Genomic DNA, 21,713 nt, shown 5'->3' with positions numbered 1-21,713 from the left:
GCACATGTTTTCATTCGAACACTGGATCGACGTGCTGGAAGCCAACGCCCAGCACTTCCCTCAGCGTGCCGCCCTGCATTTTCTGCCGGACGGCGTAGAGATCGGCGAAACCCTGACCTTTGCCCAACTGCACGAGCAATCCCAATCCCTGGCGGCCGCGCTGCAAGCGCGTTATGCACCGGGTGATCGGGTGCTGTTGATGCTGCCCAGCAGCCTCGACTACGCCCGCGCCTTCTGCGCCTGCCTCTATGCGGGGCTGATTGCCGTGCCGTTGTTTCCACCGCCGTCGCGAAAACCACGCCACCTCGATCGCGTCCGCAACGTGGTGGTGGATGCCGAACCGGCGCTGATTCTTGCACCAGCAGACTATTGCGAAGGCTTGCTGGAACTGGTGGAGGGCCGCGTCGATGTGCTGACCGTCCAGCACCTGGGCACGCCACCGGCCAGCCAGTGGCAACGCCCGGCCATCGACGGTTCGACCGTGGCCTTCCTGCAATACACCTCGGGCTCTACCGGCTCGCCAAAAGGCGTCGAGGTGCGTCAACGCAACCTGATCGCCAACGTCGAGCTGATGCGCCAGGCCTACGCGTTCGATGAGCACGGCGCCATGGTCAACTGGCTGCCGCTGTACCACGACATGGGCCTGATCGGCGGCATGCTGGCCCCGCTCTACAGCGGCATGCCGTGCTACCTGATGGCGTCCCAGACCTTCGTCAATGCGCCGTCGACCTGGTTGCAGGCGCTGAGTCGCTACCGCGCCACCGCCAGTTTCGCCCCCAACTTCGCCTATGCCCTGTGCAACCGCGTGGTCAGCGACAACCTAATCGCGCAGCTCGACCTGAGCGCCTGGAAACACGCGATCAACGGCGCCGAACCGATCCATCCTGGCACTCTGGAAGCGTTCGCCCAGCGCTTTGCCGCGTGTGGCCTCAATCCGTTGGCCATCAGCCCCGGTTACGGCCAGGCCGAAGCGACCCTGTGCGTCAGCGCCACGCCGGCCGATGCGCTGCCGGTGGTGCTGCGCTTGGACAAGACCGTGCTGGAAACCGGTCGAGTGGCCCTGGCGATGGCCGATGCCGCCGCCGTGGAGTTCGTCGCCTGCGGTTACCCGCAAGCCCTGCATAGCATCGCCATCGTCGACCCGCACACCTTTGAGCGCTGCGCCGCCGACCGCATCGGCGAAGTCTGGCTCAAGGGCCCGAGCAACGCCGAGTCCTATTGGAAGAACCCCGAGGCCACTCGCGAAGCCTTTGAAGCACGGATTGTCGGTTCATCGGAGCATTACCTGCGCTCCGGCGACCTGGGTTTCATGCACGAAGGCCAGGTGGTGATCTGCGGACGCCTCAAGGACCTGCTGATTCTCAACGGACGCAACCTCTACCCCCACGACATCGAATTCGCCATCACCGACGCCGAGCCAGGCATCCGCACCGGCCGCATCGCCGCCTTCTCGGAAATGGACCCGGCCCTGGGCCGCGAGAAACTGGTGATCGTCGCCGAGCCGCAGCGCAAGTTCGTCGACCCGGCGCATCATCCGGCGCTGTTCGCGTCGATGCAAAACGCCGTGCGCGAAGCCGCCGACTGCGGCATCGACCAGATTGTGCTGGTGCAAGCCGGCACCATCCCGATGACCACCAGCGGCAAGATCGCCCGTCAAGGCGCACGCAAACAACTGGCCGCGGGCACGTTGAGCATCATCGCCCAGAGCGGTGGCCAGCATGCCTCGAACGGCGAGACCCTTGACCTCGCCCAGTTCAAGCACCTGGTGGCCGAAACGCCGCAACAGGCCCAGGTCGCCTGCCGCCAATGGCTGGAACAGACGCTGCACGCGGTCAACCCGTATTTGTCGGCCCACTTCGAACGCAGCTTGATCGGCCAGGGCCTGGACTCCATCGGCGTGGCCGACTTCGCTGCGCGCCTGCACCGGGACCAGGGCTGGAACCTCGATACCCAAAGCCTGTTCGGGGACACCACCCTCGGGCAATGGGCGCTGGCCCTGCAAGGTTTCCTGAATGAACCGGCGCCCACGGCCGAAGCCTCGACCGAGCAGGCCAATCTCAGCCAGGGCCATCAGTCGTTCGCCCAGCGTCGCCTGTGGTTCCTGCGCCAACTGAACCCGGACGACACCCGCCACAACCTGGTGCTGCACCTGCGCCTGCAAGGGCCGTTGGACATCGAGACGCTGGCCCTGCGCTTGAACACGCTGGTCGAGCGGCATGGCGTGTTGCGCACGGTGTACCGCGACGGTGTCGATGGCCCGCAACAACAGGTGTTGCCGGCCACGGCGGTAGCACTGGTCCATCATGATTTGCGTGAACAGAATGAAGCGCAGCAACAGCGGGCGCTGAGCGAGCACCTGGCCCACGAACACGCCACCCCTGTCGATTTGCAAGCCGGCCCGCTGCTGCGAGCACAGTTGCTTAGCCGACATGAGCAACAGCATGACCTGCTGCTGACCCTGCACCACATCGCCTTCGATGGGCGTTCGGCGCAAGTGCTGCTGGCGGAACTGGCTGGCTCGACGGACGCAGGGCTGCCGGGGCAATACCTCGATTTCGCCCAATGGGAAGCCCGGTACTGGAGCGAACAACGAATCGCCACCGAGCAGGACTTCTGGCGCGGACACCTGGCCGGCATGCCGCAAACCTTGGAACTCGGTGGCAGCGGCCAGGCCCCGGGCGAACACAGCCTGGACTTCAGCGTGCCCCAGGCCCGCTGCGAGCACTTGGCTGAGTTGGCCCGCGAGCAAGGCATGACCTTGTTCATGCTGTTGCAGGCCAGCTACCAACTGGTGCTCAAGCAACTGGGCGGCCAGCAGCAATTCCTGTTGGGCACCGATGTCAGCGGCCGGCCACTGGCCGAGCACAGCGACGTCATCGGCTTCTTCGTCAACCAGTTGACCCTGCGTTGCGACTTGCGTGGCGAACCGACCCTGGCCGGTTTCCTTGAGCGGGTTCGCGCTGAGGCACGCCTGGCCTATGCCCATCAAGGCCTGCCTTTCGACCTGGTGGTCTCGGCCCTCGCGCCGCAACGCCGCCCCGGTCACTCGCCGCTGTTTCAGGTCAAGCTCAACTATCAACCGTCACGGGTGACCCCGACCGCCATCGCCGGCGCGCAACTGTCCGCGCTGGACGTGGCCCAGGCACCGGGAGATTTCCACCTGGTGCTCGACCTCGTGCACGGCAGCGAAGGTCTCGCTGCGATCCTCAAGTATCGCGGCGAATACTTCGACCAGCAGCGTGCCCTGCGCCTGCAACACCTGTGGACGGGCCTGCTGGAACAGCTACACACCCTGTTGGACGAGCCGCTGCCGGCATTGGCCGAGCGCATCGACACCTGGGACCAGGCCTTTGCCCGTGAGCGACAACAGTCACAGGCGCTGGCCGGTCGCAGCCAGATGATGCAAGCCAAACGTCGCTCCTTGTCCCTTTAACCGAGTCGGATGCCAATTATGTCTATCGTGCCCCCATCGCCACGCGCCCTTGGCGCCGTGCGTCGCAAAGCCATGAGCGTCTCGGAACAACAGTTGGTCACCGAGCGCCTGCTCAGCCCGGACCACGCCCTGCCCCTGGTGATCGAACCGGCGGTCAGTGGCGTCGACCTGATCGCCTGGGCCGCCCGGGAACGCGAGTCGCTGGAACAGAAACTGCTGCAGTACGGCGCCCTGCTGTTTCGCGGCTTCAACGTCGCGTCCGTCGAGCAGTTCGACCAGGTGATCGCCGCCCTCTCTCCCGGCGCTCTGGAATACATGTTCCGCGCCTCGCCCCGGACACGGGTCGGCGGCAACATCTACACCTCGACCGACTACCCGGCCGACCAGATGATTTTCCCCCACAACGAGCACTCCTATTCGCCGCGCTTTCCACTGCGGCTGTTCTTCTATTGCCAACTGCCGTCCGAGACCGGTGGTGAAACACCGATTGGTTCGACCCGCGCCGTGAAGGCCAGGATCAGCCCGCAGATCGAAGCGCGGTTCCGGGAAAAAGGCGTGCTGTACGTGCGCAACTACGGCGACGGTTTCGGCCTGCCCTGGCAGACCGTGTTCCAGTCCGAAGACCGCGGCGAAGTGGAGGCCTACTGCGCCAGCGTCGGCATCGAAGTGGAGTGGAAAGACAACAATCGCCTGCGCACCCGCCAACGCGGGCCGGCCGTGGTGCGCCACCCGCGCACCGGCGAAGAGGTCTGGTTCAACCACGCCACGTTCTTCCACATCAGCACCCTGCCTGAGCGAATCCGCGATTCGCTGCAAAGCAACTTCAACGACCTCGACCTGCCCACCAACACCTTTTATGGCGACGGCGAACCCATCGAGCCGCAGGTCCTGGAATCGCTGCGTACAGCCTACCTCGACTCGCTGGTGCGGTTCAGTTGGCAACAGGGGGACGTGTTGTTCATCGACAACATGCTCGCCGTGCACGGTCGCGAACCCTTTACCGGCAAGCGCGCCATCATGACCGGCATGGCTGAAGCCCTGCTGTCGAGCGACGTTGCCGTCTGACATTCAACGGGGCCACCCGCCGTTCGCAGGAGGCTTGCCTGACACGTGTCCAGCAAGCCCCGACGTCTGTGCGGTGATCCAGGCTCAAGCCCTTTTCCAGTCGAGATGAACATGAGCGGACTTCAAGGTTTTCGTATTTCGCCGCAACAGGCATCGGTTTACCCCCACATCAACGGCGCGGCGGAGCACCCGTTCAGCTGCCATTTGCAATGGTCGCTGTCGCAACCGCTAGACGTCGCTGCACTGAACAACCGCTTGCAAGCCCTGGTGGCCGGCAGTGAAATCCTGCGCACGCGCCTGATGCCCGTGCCCGGCCTGCGCCACCCGGTGCAGGTGATCGACGAAACCGCTCCGCTGGCGGTGAATCTCCAGGACCTGCGCCAGCACAGCCGTGCCGACCAGGACGCCACGCTGGCCCGGCTCGCCGACCAGCCCCGCGATTGGACGACGCCACTGTGGGTGACCCTGGTGCGCCTGTCCGATGAACATGCGGTCCTGGACCTGGCGGCGGCCAGCAGCCACTTCGACCTCGCCAGCCTGAAGTGGCTGGCCGGTGCATTGCAGCAAGACATCGCCACGGACCTGGCCGAGACCTTGCAGTACGCCGACTACGCCGAATGGCGCTGGAGCCTGGTTGAAGACGCGCCGGACCATCCGGGCGTGAGTTTCTGGAAACCCTCGGGCGAAACCGAACAGGCCACCTTGCAGCTGCCGCTCGAAGTGGCCCTCGATGGCGGGTTCGCGCCGACCCGACTGGACCTGAGCCTGCCGAGCGCCCTCGCCCGTCACCCGACCCTGACCCCGGAGCTGCTGCTGGCGGCGTGGGCGGCGGTACTGGGACGATTGGCCGGCCAGCAACAGGTGCCGCTCACCCTGATCCATGAAAGTCGCGGCGCGGAACTGGAAAGCACCCTGGGCCTGTTCGAGCAGTGCCTGCCCGTGAGCATCGAACTGGATGCCCAGGCAACCCTGCTGGAGCAAAGCTCGCAAGTGGCCGCCACCCTGGAACGGGCAGTCGGCTGGCAAGACTATTACACCGGCCACCTCAACGCCGGCTATGCCTTTGCCTGGCGCTCGGGCGATGCCCTGGAGCGCCATGCCAGCGCGGTGATGAACCCGCGGAAGGCGTGCCTGAACGTACGCCAGTTGCCCGACAGCCTGCACGCGCAGCTGGTTTACGACCGCCACCTCCTCAGCGCCGAAGCCGCCGGCTGCCTCGCCGAGCAATGGCTGCAACTGCTGCAAGGCGCCGTGGCGGAACCGCAACGGGCCTGGGCCCAACTGCCCCTGGGTGGAACGCTGCAATCGCAGTTGATCGGCACCAGCACGAGCGTGCCAGCCGTCGAACCGGTGACGCTGGTGGAATTGATTGCCCGCCAGGTTCGCCAGCAACCGGACACCATCGCCCTCAGCGACCAGGACGGTGACCTGAGCTACAGCCGCCTCGACGCCTGCGCCACGCAACTGGCCCATCGACTGGTCGCCGCCGGGATCGGTCCTGGCGTGCCCGTCGGCATCCTGTTCGCCCGCAGCAACGCGGCCATTGTCGCCATGCTCGCCGTGTTGAAAGCCGGTGGCGCCTACGTACCAATCGACCCGACCTACCCAGCCGACCGCCGCGCCTACATGCTCGCCGACAGCGCCATTGCCCACATCTTGGTCAGCGCCGAACTGGCCGACAGCGTGCCGGCCACCCTGCAACGTTTCGTGCTGGATGACCTGGCAGCGCCGGACCTTGGCGATTGGCCGGCGCTGCCGTTGCCGGACGCGAACGACCTCGCCTACTTGATCTACACCTCGGGCTCTACCGGTGCGCCGAAAGCCGTGGAAATCAGCCACGGCGCACTGAGCTTCTCGACCCAGGTGCGCATGACCACCTATGACACCCCGGTGCGCGCCTACCTGCTGCTGTCGTCGTTCGCCTTCGACAGCTCGGTCGCCGGGATTTTCTGGACCCTGGCCCAAGGCGGACGCCTGGTCTTGCCCGCCCCAGGGGAAGAGCTGGAAATGTCCCGCCTGGCACAACTGATTGCCCAGCATCAGGTCAGCCACGGTCTGTCGCTGCCATCGCTGTACCAGGCCCTGCTCGATCAATTGCAGCGCAGCCCAGGCACCGACAGCCTCGCCTGCTGGATCGTCGCCGGTGAAGCCTGCCCGCCATCGCTGATCGCGCAACACAGCAAGACCTTGCCCCACGCCCGGCTGGTGAACGAATACGGTCCTACCGAAGCCACCGTCTGGGCCACCTATGAGGTGCTGGAGCCAAACCGCAACGTCAGCATTGGCCGCCCCATCGCCGGCATGGACCTGCGCCTGCTGAACGAATTCGACAGCGCCTGCGGCATCGGCGAGCCAGGGGAAATCGTCCTCGCCGGCCCGACCCTGGCCCGCGGCTATCGCCACAAACCCGAAGAAACCGCCAAGGCCTTCGTCACCCTGGCCGACGGCACCCGCGCCTACCGTACGGGCGACCTGGCGTGCTGGTTGGCCGACGGGCGCCTGGCGTTCCTGGGGCGCAAGGACCATCAGGTCAAGGTGCGCGGCTACCGCATCGAGCTGGGTGAAATCGAACGCCAGTTGTGCAGCCACAGCGACGTGCGCGAAGCCGCGGTGATCGTCCAGGAACACGCCGCCGGCAAGCGCCTGCTCGCCTACATCCTGGCCGCCCACGGCTACGCACCGGACTCCGAGGCGATCAAGCGTTTCCTCGGCGAGCGCCTGCCGTCATACATGGTGCCGGCCCTGGTGCTGACCCTGGCGAGCTTTCCGCGCACGCCCAACGGCAAGCTCGACACCCGCCAATTGCCCGACCCCGACTCGTTCGACGAAAGCGCCCACGTGGCGCCGCGCAACGCCATGGAAACCGCCCTGCAAGCCATCGTCGCCAAGGTCTTGAAGCTCTCGACGGTGAGCGTCACCGACAACTTTTTCGCCATCGGCGGCGACTCGATCCTGAGCCTGCAAGTGGTGGCCCAGGCTCACGAGCAAGGCATCGCGCTGTCGGCCAAGCAAGTCTTCGAACGCCAGACTATCGCGGCCATGGCCGAGGTCGCGCAACCGCTGGCGCCGAGCGCCGCCGAGCCGCAAGCCGACAGCACCGAGTTCAGCGCCTCGGGCCTGTCCGATGACGAAATGCAAGCGCTGATGGCCGAACTGGACGAGGCCGACCTGTGAGCGGCTCGTCCCGTCGCCCCGCCATCACCGTTGCCCCTTTTTACGCAGGACGCTTTCAATGACCACCGAAAAAACCACCGGCAACCCGATCGAAGACATTTACCCGCTGTCGCCGCTGCAACAAGGGATGCTGTTCCACTCCCTGCTGCACGAAGACTCCGGTGTGTACCTGATGCAGGATCGCTACCGCATCGGCGGGGCCATCGATGAAGGGGCGTTCCTCGAATCGTGGCGCCAGGTGGTGGCGCTGCACCCTTCCCTGCGCGCCAGTTTCCAGTGGAAAAGCCAGAAGCAACCGGTGCAGGTGATCCATCGCCAGGTCAAGGTACCGCTGGATACCCTCGACCTGCGCGGGCTCGCCCCCCATGAGCAGGAAGCGCGGATCCGTACGCTGCTGGAAGACGAGCAGAAAGTCGGCTTCAACCTGTCCAAGCCTCCGCTGATTCGCTTCCGGTTGGTGCGCCTGGGCGATGAGTCCTACGAGTTCATTCGCAGCTTCCACCACATCCTGATGGACGCCTGGTGCATTTCCCTGGTGACCGTGGACTTCCTCAAAGTCTACGAAGCACTGTGCAACGACCGCACGCCAGAGCTGAAAAGCCCGCGGCCGTTTCGCGATTACATCCAGTGGCTGCAACGCCAGGATGCGGGCAAGGCCGAACAGTTCTGGCGCGGCCAGCTGCAAGGTCTCAATGCCCCCACGCCACTGACCGTGGACAACGGCGTGACCCGCGACCGCTACACCGATGCGGTGCTGGTGGACGACCAACTGATCCACCTCGACGAACAGCAAACCCAGGCACTGGCGGCGTTCTGCCGCAGTCGCCGGATCACCCCGAACACGTTCTTCCAGGGCGTCTGGTCGCTGCTGCTGTCACGTTACAGCGGGCAGCAGGACGTGGTCTTCGGCGTCACCGTGGCTGGGCGTCCGGCCGACCTGACCGGCGTTGCGGAAATGATCGGCCTGTTCATCAACACCTTGCCGCTGCGGGTTTCGGTGGACCCGAACGCCGCGCTCGGCAGTTGGCTGGGCGACCTGCAAAAGCTCAACGTCGACATGCGCGACTTCGAACACACGCCCTTGACCGACATCCAGGGTTGGAGCGATTTCCCCCGGGGCGAAACCCTGTTCGACAGCATCCTGGTGTTCGAAAACGCGCCCATCGACGAACAGATTCTCGAAGGCGGCTTCCAGTTCAGCCTCGAAGGCATGGACCACAGCGTGCACACCCACTACGGCTTGACCGTGGTGATCCTGCCGGGTGAACAGCTGGGCATCCGCGTGTCCTATGACCGCGAACGTTTCGAAGCCGCCACCGTGCAACGCCTGCTGGGCCACATCGCCAGCCTGGTGCGCAGCATGCTCGCCGCACCCGAGGCGCCGTTGGCCAGCTTTGAGCTGCTGGCCGCCGAAGAACGCCAGCAGTTGCTGGGTGAGTGGGCGCTCAACCCCCACGATTTTCCGCTGGAGCAAAGCTACGCCGAGCTGTTTGCCGCCCAGGTCGCCCAGCGCAGTGATCAGGTCGCCGCGACCTGCGACGGGGAGTCGCTGACCTACGCCGAGCTGGACCTGCGCTCCACACGCCTGGCCCACGCCCTGCGCGAGGCCGGCGCCGCTGAAGACCAACTGGTTGCGCTGGTGGCCCCCCGTGGCCTGGCGCTGTTGACCATGATGCTGGCCGTGTTCAAGGCCGGTGCGGCGATGCTGCCCCTTGAAGTCAATCACCCGCCCGAGCGCCTGCGGGAAATCCTCGGGCTGTCCCGCGCCCCGCTCCTGGTTGCCAGCGAAGCCTGCAGCGGCCTGCTCGATCAACTGCTCAGCGGCCTCGACCAGGCACCCGAGGCGCTGTTCGCCGAAGCCTGCTGGACGTCCGGCAACGACGCGCCACTGCCGGTGCTCGCAAACCCCGACAGCCTGGCCTACGTGCTGTTCACCTCGGGTTCGACCGGCACGCCGAAGGGCGTGATGATCGAACAGCGCGGCATGCTCAACAACATCTTCGGCAAAGTACCGGCCCTGGGGCTCAGCGCCACCGACCGGATTCCCCAGACCGCCTCGGTGGCGTTCGACATTTCGGTGTGGCAGTTCCTCGCCGCGCCGGTGCTCGGTGCCACGGTGCACATTCTTCCGGATGAAGTCGCCCACGACCCGCAACGCCTGTTGCAAGTGCTCGCCAGCGAGCGCCTGAACGTGCTGGAAATCGTCCCGAGCCTGATGCGCACCTTGCTCGCGCTGTGCCCGTGCGACTTGCAACTGCCGGACCTGCGCTGGGTGTTGCCTACCGGCGAAGCCCTGCCGCCGACCGTGGCCCGCGACTGGTTCGCACGGTTCCCCGACATCGCCCTGATGAACGCCTACGGGCCGGCCGAATGCGCCGACGACGTGGCCTTCCAGCCGATCTTCACAGCACCGGGGGCCGAGGTCAGCCACATGCCCATCGGCCAACCGACGGCCAACAACCGCCTGTATGTGCTGGACGAAGCCCTGCGTCCGGTGCCGGTGGGCGTGGCCGGGGAAATCTGTGTCGGCGGCGTCGGCGTTGGCCGCGGTTATCTGCACGACCCGCAGCGCACCGCAGACGCGTTTATCGACCACCCTCAATTTGAAGGTCGCCTGTACCGCACCGGTGACCTGGGACGCTGGCGTGCAGACGGGGTGATCGAATACCTCGGCCGCCGCGACCAGCAGGTAAAACTGCGCGGGCACCGGATCGAACTGACGGAAATCGAACACCGTCTCGCCCAGCACCCCAACGTACGCGAAGCCGCCGTCCTGCTGCGGGAAAACACCGTCGGCGAAGCCTGGCTGGTGGCGTACTGGTCGGCCCATGACGAGACCCAGGGCAGCGACGGCCTGAGCGAACACCTGCGCACGCAACTGCCGCCGTACATGGTGCCGGCGGCCTTCGTCTGCCTGGACAAACTGCCCCTGAACAATAACGGCAAGGTCGATCGCAAGACCCTGGCCGCCCGGGAGCTGGACTGGCAGGCCGACACCCAGCAAAGCATCGCCCCGCGCAACGCGCTGGAAACCGCCGTGGCATCCATCTGGGCCGAGGTCCTGGGGCGCGACACGGTGGGCGTGGAAGACAACTTTTTCACCCTCGGCGGACACTCGCTGCTGGCGACCCAGATCGTTGCCCGCCTGCGCACTCAATTCAAGCTCGACCTGCCGTTGCGGGTGCTGTTCGAACAGCCGACCGTGGCCTTGCTGGCCGTGGCCATCGCCGCACGCCAGGCCCAGGCCGCCGCACCGCAAGCCAGCGCGATCAGCGTGCCCAAGGCCCAGCCACGCCCGACGTTGCTGCCGCTGTCGTTCTCGCAACAACGCCTGTGGTTCATCGAGCAACTGACGCCGGGCACCACCCTGTTCAACATCCCGTTCGCCCTGCACCTCAAGGGTGAACTCAATGTCGAGGCGTTGCACGCCAGCCTGAACGACCTGCTGGTACGCCACGAAATCCTGCGCACCGGCATCCACAGCACCGACGGCGTGCCGTGCCAGCGCATCAGCCCAGCGCTGGACATCGCGCTGCCCTTCGAAGACTTGTCGGGGCTGACCGCCACCGCTCGCGCCGGCGCGCAGTTCAATGCCCTGCAAGACACCTTCGAGCAGCCGTTCGACCTGACCTGCCCACCGCTGCTGCGTGCGCGCTTGCTGCGCCTGGCGCCGGGCGAACATGTGCTCGGCATCGCCCTGCATCACCTGGTCTCGGACGCCTGGTCGGCCACCATCGCCCTGCGCGAGCTGGCCCTGGGTTATGAAGCCCGTTGCAACGGCGCTCCCGCCGAACTGCCGGCCCTGGCGCTGCAATACGCCGACTTCGCCCTCTGGCAGCGCGAACACCTGCAAGGCGCCGAACTCAAGCGCCAACTCGACTACTGGACCACCACCCTGGACCGGCACGACAGCGATGCCAGTCCGCTGCTGGCCTTGCCCACCGATCATCCACGGCCGTCGGTGCAAAGCTACCGCGCCGGCATCGTGCAGCGTGAACTCAGCGCCGACCTCAGCGCTCGGGTACAGGCCTTTGCCAGTCGCCTCGGCACCACGCCGTTCACCGTCCTGTTCGCCGGCTTCGCCGTGCTGATGCACCGTTTGAGCGGCGATGCCACGGTGCTGGTCGGCACCCCGGTCACCCACCGTGAACAGCCTGGCACCGAAGGCCTGCTGGGCATTTTGTTGAACAACCTGGCGATCCGTGCGGACTTCGAGCCGCAAGCCGGCTTCACCGCCCTGGTCAAACAGGTGGCCGAACGTCTGCGCAGTGGCCTGCTGCACCAGGACCTGCCCTTCGAGCAACTGGTGGACAGCCTGCAACTGCCACGCAGCCTCAGCCATGCGCCGCTGTACCAGGTGATGGTCGCCCAGCAACTGGCCATGGAGTCGCGGTTGCGCTTCCCCGGGCTGGCATTCGAAGCCCTGGACACGCCGCTGCGGCACTCCGAATGCGACCTGGACCTGCACGTGCTGTGCCCGGCCAATGCGCCGATCCAGCTGGAGCTGATGTTCGCCCTCGACCTGTTCGTCGCCGACAGCGCCCGCCAGACCCTGGCACGCCTGGAACACCTGCTCGAACACATGCTCGCCGAGCCACAGCGTCCGGTCGCGGCCTTGCCGCTGCTGATGGAAGCGGAATGGCAACGCACCGTGGTCGAGTGGAACCGCACCGAGATGGCGGTGCCGACGCACCTGACCTTCGCCCAGTTGTTCGAACAACAGGCCGAACGCACCCCGGAACGTGACGCCCTGTGCTTCGAAGGCCGCAGCCTGAGCTACGGCGAACTCAACCGACGCGCCAACCAGGTCGCGCATTACCTGCGCAGCCGCGGCGTCGGCGCCAACAGCCCGGTGGCGCTGTGTGTCGAGCGTTCGCTGGAACTGCTGGTCGGCCTGCTGGGCATCCTCAAGTCCGGTGGCGCCTATGTGCCGCTGGACCCGACCTACCCGGTGGATCGCCTGGCGTACATGCTCGAGGACGCCCGACCGGCACTGTTCCTCGGCCAGCAAGGCCTGTTGGAACAACTGGGCGCCGAACTGCCGCGCTTGCGCCTGGACAGCGACGCGGCCCTGTTCGCCAACCAGCCGGACAGCAACCCGGCTCCGCTCGCCGGGCCGCAAGACCTGGCCTACATCATGTACACCTCCGGTTCGACCGGTAAGCCCAAGGGCACCCTGGTGACCAACGGTTCGGTGGTCAACCTGGCCTGGGCGCGTATCCATGGCTTGTATCGCCGCTACACCGACCAGCCGATGCGCACCAGCTTCAACTACTCGTTCGCCTTCGACAGTTCGGTGGCCGAGCTGATCCTGTTGCTCGACGGCCACAGCCTGTACCTGACCCCGGAAGACGTGCGCTACGACCCCGAGGCCCTGGCCGGTTTCTTCCGCGACACCCGCCTGGACGCCTTCGAATGCACCCCGGCACAGCTCAAGGCTCTGCTTGAAAGCGACGGCGTTCGGCGTGGCGAGGTGTACCTGCCGCGCTTCGTGCTGTTCGGTGGCGATGCGGTGGACGCACAGCTGTGGCAACGCCTGCCGTCGATTGCCGGCAGCCGCTTCTTCAACACCTACGGCCCGACCGAATGCACGGTGGATGCCACCGGTTGCGCGGTGGATGACTTCCCGCTGCGGCCGATCATCGGCCGGCCTATCGCCAACGTGCGCACCTACGTGCTCGACGCCTTCCTCAACCCGATGCCGGTGGGCGTCCCGGGGGAACTGCACATCGGCGGTGCCGGCGTGACCCTGGGTTACCTCAACCGCGCCGAACAGACCGCGAAGGTGTTCATCGAAGACCCGTTCTCAGCGGTGGCCGGGGCACGGATGTACAAGTCCGGCGACCTGGTGCGCTGGTTGCCCGACGGCCAGCTCGAATACCTGGGACGCATGGATCATCAAGTGAAGATCCGTGGTTTCCGTGTCGAACTGGGGGAAATAGAAACCTTGATCGGCGCCCAACCGGGTGTGCGCCAGGCCGTGGTACTGGCCCGGGAAGACGTGCCCGGCGACAAGCGCCTGGTCGCCTACGTGACGTGCGACCAGCAAGCCGACATCCACGCCTGGCGCAAAACCATTGGCGCCGGCCTGCCCGACTACATGGTGCCCTCGGCATTCGTGCTGCTCGATGAACTGCCGCTGACCGACAACGGCAAACTCAACCGCAAGGCCTTACCGGCCCCGGACATCCAAGCCGCGCCAGACGCCCTCGATCCGCCCCGCAGCGCCGCCGAACAGCAACTGGCGGCCTTGTGGGCCGAACTGCTGAAGATGCCGTCGTCGCAGATCGGCCGAGACAGCCATTTCTTCTACCTCGGCGGCCACTCGCTGCTGGCGGCGACGCTGTTTGCCCGCCTGCGCCAACAGTTCGCCAGCGTGCCGCCGTTGCGGGCGGTGTTCGAACACCCGACCCTCGACGCCTTGGCCGCGCTGCTGGGCGATCCCCTGCACGCCCCGGCGGCGACCTTTGTCCCGGCAGCGCGTCCGCCGCGCCTACCGCTGTCGTTCGAACAGCAACGCTTGTGGTTCCTTGAACAACTGAGCACCGGCGGCGGCGAGTACAACGTGGTCAGCGCCGTGCAACTGGACGGCGAACTCAACGTCCAGGCCCTACGCACGGCCCTGAACAGCGTGGTCCAACGCCACGAGATCCTGCGCAGCCGCATCGTGCGCGATAGCGACGGCGAGTTGGCGCTGGTGATCGAACCGCAGGTCGATATCAGTGTGCAGGTAACGGCACTGCAAGCGACCAGCGACGAGCAATGGCAACAACTGACCGACGCGGCGATCCACGCAGAAACCGGCCGCCGCTTCGACCTCGCCGCCGAAGTGCCGGTCCGTGCCATGCTGCTGCAACGCAGCGGCGCTGCACAGTCGCTGCTGTTGCTCAGCGTGCACCACTGCGCCACCGACGACGCCTCCAGCCAGAACCTGCTGGATGAACTGCGACAGCTCTACACCGCCCAGTGCCAGGGCACCCCGGCGGCACTGCCAGGGCTGGCGCTGCAATACCCCGATTACGCCCTCTGGCAGCGCGAACCCGCTCAACAGACCGCGTTCAGCAGCCAACTGGAATACTGGCGCAACCAACTGGAGGACGGCGACTACCTGCTGGACCTGCCAACCGCACAGGGCCGGCCAAACCAGCTCGCCCCGGCGGCCGGCGCGGTGCAACTGCAATTGCCGCCCGCCCTGGTGGAACGCCTGCGACAGTTCGCCCAACAGCGTGGTGCCACGCTGTACATGCTCATGCTCGGCGCTGCGCAGTTGCTGTTGGGGCGCTACGCCAACCAGCGTGATGTGCGCGTTGGCAGCCCGGTGGCCCAGCGTCCATTCGCTGAGCTGCAGCCGCTGATCGGCTGCTTCGTCAACACCGTGGTCATGCGTGCCGACCTTGATCCGGCGCTGGATTTCGAAGGTTTGCTGGGCCAGGTGCGCAACCGTGTGCTGGATGCCCAGCAGCATCAGGACGTGCCCTTCGACCAGGTCGTCGAGCATTTGAAACCTTCGCGCAGCCTCGGCCAGACGCCGTTGTTCCAAGTGCTGTTCGCCATGCAGAACGCCGATTCGTCGAGCCAGCCATGGCCGCAGTTGCAGGTCAGCGAACGCGCCGTGACCGCCCAGGCCACCAAGTACGACCTGAACTGGGAAGTGCATGACGGCGAGGTGCTGTCGGTGTTGCTGGAATACCGCGCCGCGCTGTTCAGCGAAACCACCGCCCGGCGTTGGCTGGAACAGTGGCAACAACTGCTGGAGGCCATGCTCGAAGCGCCACAAACCCGCCTCAGGGATTGGACACCGTTGCCGGCGGTAGAGCGTCATCGCCAGTTGATCGAGTGGAACGCCACCGACCGCCACTACAGCGGCCCAACCAACCTGCACACCGCCCTGAGCCAACAAGCCGCCCTGAGCCCCAACGCCTCGGCGCTGGTGTTCGAAGGCCAGCGCCTGACTTATGCCGAGCTGGACCAACGAGCACAAGCCGTTGCCCGCGCCCTGCGCGCCGCCGGTATTGGCACCGACAGCATCGTGCCGGTGTGCATGGAGCGTTCGGTGGAGATGGTCGTGGCCTTGCTCGGCATCGTCCATGCCGGCGCCGCGTGGCTGCCGCTGGATCCGGAGTTGCCTGCCGCGCGCCTGGCGTTCCTGATCGAAGACGCCGACGCCCGGGTCACCTTGACCCAAGCACAATGGCTATCGCGCCTGCCAGCCGGGCATGACGCCTGGACGCTGGAGGCATTGCCAAACGCTGAAGCCTTCGAGCCGATCAGTGTTGAGGCCCACGACCTGGCCTACGTGCTCTACACCTCCGGTTCCACCGGCCAACCCAAAGGCGTGATGAACGAACACGGCGCCTTGATGAACCGTCTGCATTGGATGCAGGACGCCTTCCCGATTGGCCCGAACGACCGTGTGCTGCAAAAGACCCCGTACAGCTTCGACGTGTCGGTGTGGGAGTTCTTCTGGCCGCTGATCACCGGCGCGACCCTGGTGGTCGCTCGTCCGGACGGTCATCGCGACCCGGCCTACCTCAGCCAGTTGATCCAGCAGGAACGGGTCACGACGTTGCACTTCGTACCGTCGATGCTGCGGGCCTTTGTCGAAGAGCCGAGCCTGGTCGACTGCCAGAGCCTGCGCCAAGTGTTCGCCAGTGGCGAAGCCTTGCCGGTGGACCTGGTGCGGCGCTTCATGGGTCAACACCCGGCAGCGCTGGTCAACTTGTACGGCCCGACCGAAGCGGCCATCGACGTCTCGGTCTGGCGTTGCTCGGCGGACGATGTGATCGTGCCGATCGGCAAGCCCATCGCCAACCTGCGCTTGTACATCCTCGACGAAGCCCTGCAGCCGTTGCCGATTGGCAGCATCGGCGAGCTGTACATCGGCGGCGTCGGTGTGGCCCGGGGTTATCTGAAACGTCCGGACCTGAGCGAGGAACGTTTCCTCGCCAGCCCGTTCGTGGCCGGTGAGCGCCTGTATCGTACCGGCGACCGCTGCCGCTTCCTGGCCGATGGCAACATCGAATACATGGGACGTCTCGACCATCAGGTGAAGTTGCGCGGCCAGCGCATCGAGCTGGGGGAAATCGATGCTGCGTTGCTGGCCCAGGCCGGTGTTCGCGATGCCGCCACCTTGTTGCTGGATCAGCGCCTGGTGAGTTTCTGGTGCGGTGACGCCGATGAGGCGACCCTTCGGGCCTACTTGAACGACAGCCTGCCCGCACACATGCAGCCAAGCCTCTTGGTCCAGCTCGATAACCTGCCGCTCAACAGCAACGGCAAGCTCGACCGCAAGGCATTGGCCGCCACGTCGCTGCCGCAAAACCAGAACGACCAGCCGCGCACCGCGCCGCGCACGGTCACTGAATCCGTGCTCTGCGAACTGTTCAGCGAAGTGCTGGGTGGTTCGCAAGTTGGCATCAAGGACAACTTTTTCCAACTCGGCGGCCATTCCTTGCTGGCTACCCGCCTGGTCAGCCGAGTCCGTGAGCGCCTCGGGGTTTCCCTGCCCTTGCCGCTGGTGTTCGCCCAACCGACGGTAGCGGCCTTGGCCGAGCATCTGCGCGCGGCCATGCCCGGTGAGTCGATCAGCGCACAACCGCGCCCGGCGCAATTGCCCCTGGGCCTGGCTCAACGCCGGTTCTGGATGCTCAGCCGCCTGGTGCCGGAGTCCCGCGAGTACCACATGCCATTCGCCCTGACCTTGCGCGGCGAGCTGCAGGTCGAGGTCTTGCGCGAGGCCTTTGCGCAGGTCAGCCAGCGCCACCTGGTGCTGCGCAGCCGTATCGTCGAAGTCGACGGCGAGCCGCAATTGCTGATCGACGACCACGGGCCGGCGCTCGCGGTCACTGGCGTTGCAACCCAGGACTGGGCCGCGACCTGCGCCAATGCCCAGGACGAGCTGATGACACCGTTCGACCTGGCCGCCGCCGCGCCTTGGCGTGCGCACCTGCTGCAACGCCAGGGCAGTGACGAACACCGGTTGCTGGTGTGCCTGCATCACAGCGCCACCGACGGCTGGGCCATGCAGTTACTCATCGACGAACTGACCCAGGCCTACGCCGCCGGCCTGAACGGGCAGTCGCCTGCCTGGGCTCCGCTGGAAATCGATTACGTCGATTTCGCCCTGTGGCAACAGCACCCGGACACCCAGGCCCGGCGCGGTGACAGCCTGGACTACTGGAAAAACCACCTGGGCCAGGACGACTACCAGCTCGACCTGCCCCTCGACCATCCACGCGGCGCCGAAGCCGATCGTCGCGCCCGGCAACTGAACGTGCGCCTCGGCACCCAGCGCGCCGAAGCCATCCGGCAGTTCGCCCGTCAGCGCGGCACCACCACTTATGTGGTGCTGGCCACGGCCCTGAGCGCGCTGCTGGCCCGCTACAGCGGCCAGCGGGAGATTCGCCTCGGCACCCCGGCGGACCAGCGTGACCACGCACAAACCCAGACATTGCTGGCCTGCCTGGTCAACACCCTGGTGATCCGCAGCGACGTCGACCAACGGGCCCCGGCCGAGCAACTGCTGGCCAGCCTCGAGGCCGACCTGCGTGCAGCCCAAGCCCATGCTGACCTGCCCTTCGCCACCCTGGTCGGCGCCGTCGCGCAAAACCGCGACTTGAACCGTACGCCGTTGTTCCAGGTGCTGTTCTCCCTCAACTATGGCCGGGTGGACAGCAGCCAATGGCCTGGGCTGAACGTCGAAGAACAGATGCTGCCGGTGATCGACGCCAAGTTTGAACAGAGCTGGGAAATCCAGGACGACGGCAGCGACATGACGCTGGCGCTGGAATACCAATCGGCCTTGTACGACGAAGCGACGATGCACCGCTGGAGCGCGCAGTGGTGCGCGCTGCTTGACGCCCTGGTGGCAAGCCCTGGACGCACTCTGGTCGAACTGTTCCCGCAACAGCAGGATCAGCAGCAACTGGACCGCTGGAACGCCACCGACCGCCACTACAGCGGCCCAACCAACCTGCACACCGCCCTGAGCCAACAAGCCGCCCTGAGCCCCAACGCCCCGGCACTGGTGTTCGAAGGCCAGCGCCTGACTTATGCCGAGCTGGACCAACGGGCACAAACCGTTGCCCGCGCCCTGCGTGCCGCCGGCGTGGGCACCGACAGCATCGTGCCGGTGTGCATGGAGCGCTCGGTGGAGATGGTCGTGGCCTTGCTCGGCATCGTCCATGCCGGCGCCGCGTGGCTGCCGCTGGATCCGGAGTTGCCTGCCGCGCGCCTGGCGTTCCTGATCGAAGACGCCGACGCCCGGGTCACCTTGACCCAAGGGCAATGGCTGTCGCGCCTGCCCGTTGAGCATCAGGCTTGGACTCTTGACGCTCTGCCCCAGGCACCCGCCTTCGAGCCGATCAGCGTCGAAGCCCACGACCTGGCCTACGTGCTCTACACCTCCGGTTCCACCGGCCAACCCAAAGGCGTGATGAACGAACACGGCGCCTTGATGAACCGCCTGCATTGGATGCAGGACGCCTTCCCGATTGGCCCGAACGACCGCGTCTTGCAGAAAACCCCGTACAGCTTCGACGTGTCGGTGTGGGAGTTCTTCTGGCCGCTGATCACTGGCGCGACCCTGGTGGTTGCCCGTCCCGACGGTCATCGCGACCCGGCCTACCTCAGCCAGTTGATCCAGCAGGAACGGGTCACGACGTTGCACTTCGTACCGTCGATGCTGCGGGCCTTTGTCGAAGAGCCGAGCCTGGTCGACTGCCAGAGCCTGCGCCAAGTGTTCGCCAGTGGCGAAGCCTTGCCGGTGGACCTGGTGCGGCGCTTCATGGGTCAACACCCGGCAGCGCTGGTCAACTTGTACGGCCCGACCGAAGCGGCCATCGACGTCTCGGTCTGGCGTTGCTCGGCGGACGATGTGATCGTGCCGATCGGCAAGCCCATCGCCAACCTGCGCTTGTACATCCTCGACGAGGCCCTGCAACCGTTGCCGATTGGCAGCATCGGCGAGCTGTACATCGGCGGCGTCGGTGTGGCCCGGGGTTACCTGAAACGTCCGGCCCTGAGCGAGGAACGCTTCCTCGCCAGCCCGTTCGTGGCCGGTGATCGCCTATACCGCACCGGCGACCGCTGCCGCTTCCTGGCCGATGGCAACATCGAATACCTGGGACGTCTCGACCATCAGGTGAAACTGCGCGGCCAGCGCATCGAGCTGGGGGAAATCGACGCAGCCCTGCTGAACCTGCCGGCCATCACGGGTGCCTGTACCCTGGTCATCGACAACCGCCTGGTGGCGTTCTACAGCAGTAGCACTGCGCAACCGGACCTCGACACCCAGCTCGCGGCCGAGCTGCCGGCCTACATGGTGCCGGCGGTATGGGTGCAAATCCCGGCCCTGCCCCTGAGCACCAACGGCAAGATCGACCGCAAGGCCCTGGCCGCCCTGCCTTTGCCAAACACCCAGAAAGACTACGCGGCACCGCGCACCGACCTGGAACGCCTGCTCTGCCAGTTGTTCGGCGAACTGCTCGGCGACACCTTGACCGGCGGCCGTGAAGTCGGCACCTCGGACAGTTTCTTCGCCTTGGGCGGTGACTCGATCCTTGGCCTGAAACTGATCTCGCGCTTGCGTGAACAGGGCTATTCGCTCACCCCACGGGACTTGTTCCGTTCGCCGACCCCGGCGGCCCTGGCCCATGTGACCACGGCGCTGCTGACCCAGGCCGAACAAGGTGACGTGACCGGGCCGATGCCGCTGATGCCATTGCACCAGTGGTTCTTCGACCAGCAACAGGTCCAGGTCGCGCATTGGAACCAATCGGTACTGGCCGACAGCGATCGGCGCCTGGAGCCGGCCATCGTGCAAGCCACGCTGGATCGACTGGTCGCCCACCACGACGCCCTGCGCCTGCGTTTCACCGACGTCGACGGCCAATGGCAGGCGCACATCGCGCCGCTGGCTGCGGCCCAGTTGACCTGCTGCGAGCACCCGGAACAACTGCTGCAAGTCGCCCAGGGCCTGGACCTGCAACACGGTCCACTGTTTGCCGCGGCGCTGCTGGAAGATACCCCGCAACGCCTGTACCTGGTGGCCCATCACCTGGTGGTCGATGCGCTGTCCTGGACGCCGCTGCTGGAAGACTTCCAGCAGTTGTACCCGGCACTGGAGCGTGGCGAGAGCCCGACGTTGCCGGCGAAAACCACCTCGTATCGTCAATGGAGCGAGCACCTGCAAGCCCATGCCGCCAAGGTCGCTGCCGAGCATCGCTACTGGAGTGCCCAGATCGGCGCAAACCAGCCGCCCATGGCCACGGTCGCCGAACGCCAGACCCTGTCGGCTCGCTGGGATGCCAGCCGCACGCACCAATGGCTGACCGAATCCCATGCGGCTTACCGCACCCAACCGGAAGAACTGCTGATCGCCGCCCTCGCCGCGACCCTGGCCGAGGTCGAACAGCGCAGCGACATCGTCGTGGACCTGGAGCGCCACGGGCGTGACGCACCGTTTGCCGGGCTGGACGTCGGCCGCACCGTCGGCTGGTTCACCACCCTTTACCCACTGCGAGTGAATGCCAGCGGCGCCGCGGGCGATCAGGTGCGCAACGCCAAGCAAGCCTTGCGTGACGTACCTGGCCTGGGCCTCGGCTACGGCTTGCTGCGCCAGCGCGGCGAGTTGCCGGCCAGCCACGGTGATGTGCTGTTCAACTACCTGGGGCATGAGCAAACGCCAGCGGGCTGGTTGCGCGCCAGCAGCCTGACCCCGCCGCCGGACGTGGCCCCGGTGAACCGAGTGACCCACGCCCGTGAAGTGGTCGCCTGGCTGGAGGACGGCGTGTTGCGTGTCGAATGGCACAGCGTCACGCCGAATGCCGACAGCCGTTTGCCCGCTCGCCTGCTGGAACGTTTGCAGGCGCTGGTCGAACACTGCCTCGACCCGCAGGCCGGTTCGCTGATGCCTGCGGACTTCCCGCTGGCCAAAGGCATGAACCAGGCGACCCTCGACACCTTGCTCAAACGCCTGGGGCCGAAGAAGTGAGCCCCGGCACGACCTGTATTTGACTTAGAAGTGCGCCGTTCGCGGCGC

At 66.0% G+C, this 21,713-nt stretch carries 4 protein-coding genes; all 4 read left to right on the top strand.

From position 1 onward, the window contains the following. The first annotated feature begins 4 nt into the window (after positions 1-4). The 4 genes from LOY50_RS12175 to LOY50_RS12160 all read left to right on the top strand — a co-directional run bounded on the left by LOY50_RS12175 (position 5) and on the right by LOY50_RS12160 (position 21,665). Positions 5-3,433, top strand: a complete 3,429-nt coding sequence (locus LOY50_RS12175) for a condensation domain-containing protein (RefSeq protein ID WP_258690965.1) — start codon at positions 5-7, stop codon at positions 3,431-3,433. A gap of 18 nt (positions 3,434-3,451) precedes the next feature. Beyond that, complete coding sequence (locus LOY50_RS12170; RefSeq protein ID WP_253473885.1) at positions 3,452-4,498, top strand: TauD/TfdA family dioxygenase; 1,047 nt, start codon at positions 3,452-3,454, stop codon at positions 4,496-4,498. A gap of 111 nt (positions 4,499-4,609) precedes the next feature. After that, positions 4,610-7,672, top strand: coding sequence for an amino acid adenylation domain-containing protein (locus LOY50_RS12165; RefSeq protein WP_258690964.1), 3,063 nt, complete (start codon positions 4,610-4,612; stop codon positions 7,670-7,672). A gap of 58 nt (positions 7,673-7,730) precedes the next feature. Beyond that, positions 7,731-21,665, top strand: a complete 13,935-nt coding sequence (locus LOY50_RS12160; protein ID WP_258690963.1) for a non-ribosomal peptide synthase/polyketide synthase — start codon at positions 7,731-7,733, stop codon at positions 21,663-21,665. The last annotated feature ends 48 nt before the right edge of the window (positions 21,666-21,713 follow it).

The sequence above is a fragment of the Pseudomonas sp. B21-010 genome, assembly GCF_024749325.1.
Classification (GTDB): Bacteria; Pseudomonadota; Gammaproteobacteria; order Pseudomonadales; family Pseudomonadaceae; genus Aquipseudomonas; species Aquipseudomonas kilonensis.
This window is presented reverse-complemented; position numbering and strand designations above follow the sequence as displayed.

What these genes read in the sequence shown, in the direction of transcription:
- LOY50_RS12165 (WP_258690964.1), top strand. Translation starts at nt 4,610, where the DNA reads ATGAGCGGACTTCAAGGTTTTCGTATTTCGCCGCAACAGGCATCGGTT.
- LOY50_RS12170 (WP_253473885.1), top strand. Translation starts at nt 3,452, where the DNA reads ATGTCTATCGTGCCCCCATCGCCACGCGCCCTTGGCGCCGTGCGTCGC.
- LOY50_RS12160 (WP_258690963.1), top strand. Translation starts at nt 7,731, where the DNA reads ATGACCACCGAAAAAACCACCGGCAACCCGATCGAAGACATTTACCCG.
- LOY50_RS12175 (WP_258690965.1), top strand. Translation starts at nt 5, where the DNA reads ATGTTTTCATTCGAACACTGGATCGACGTGCTGGAAGCCAACGCCCAG.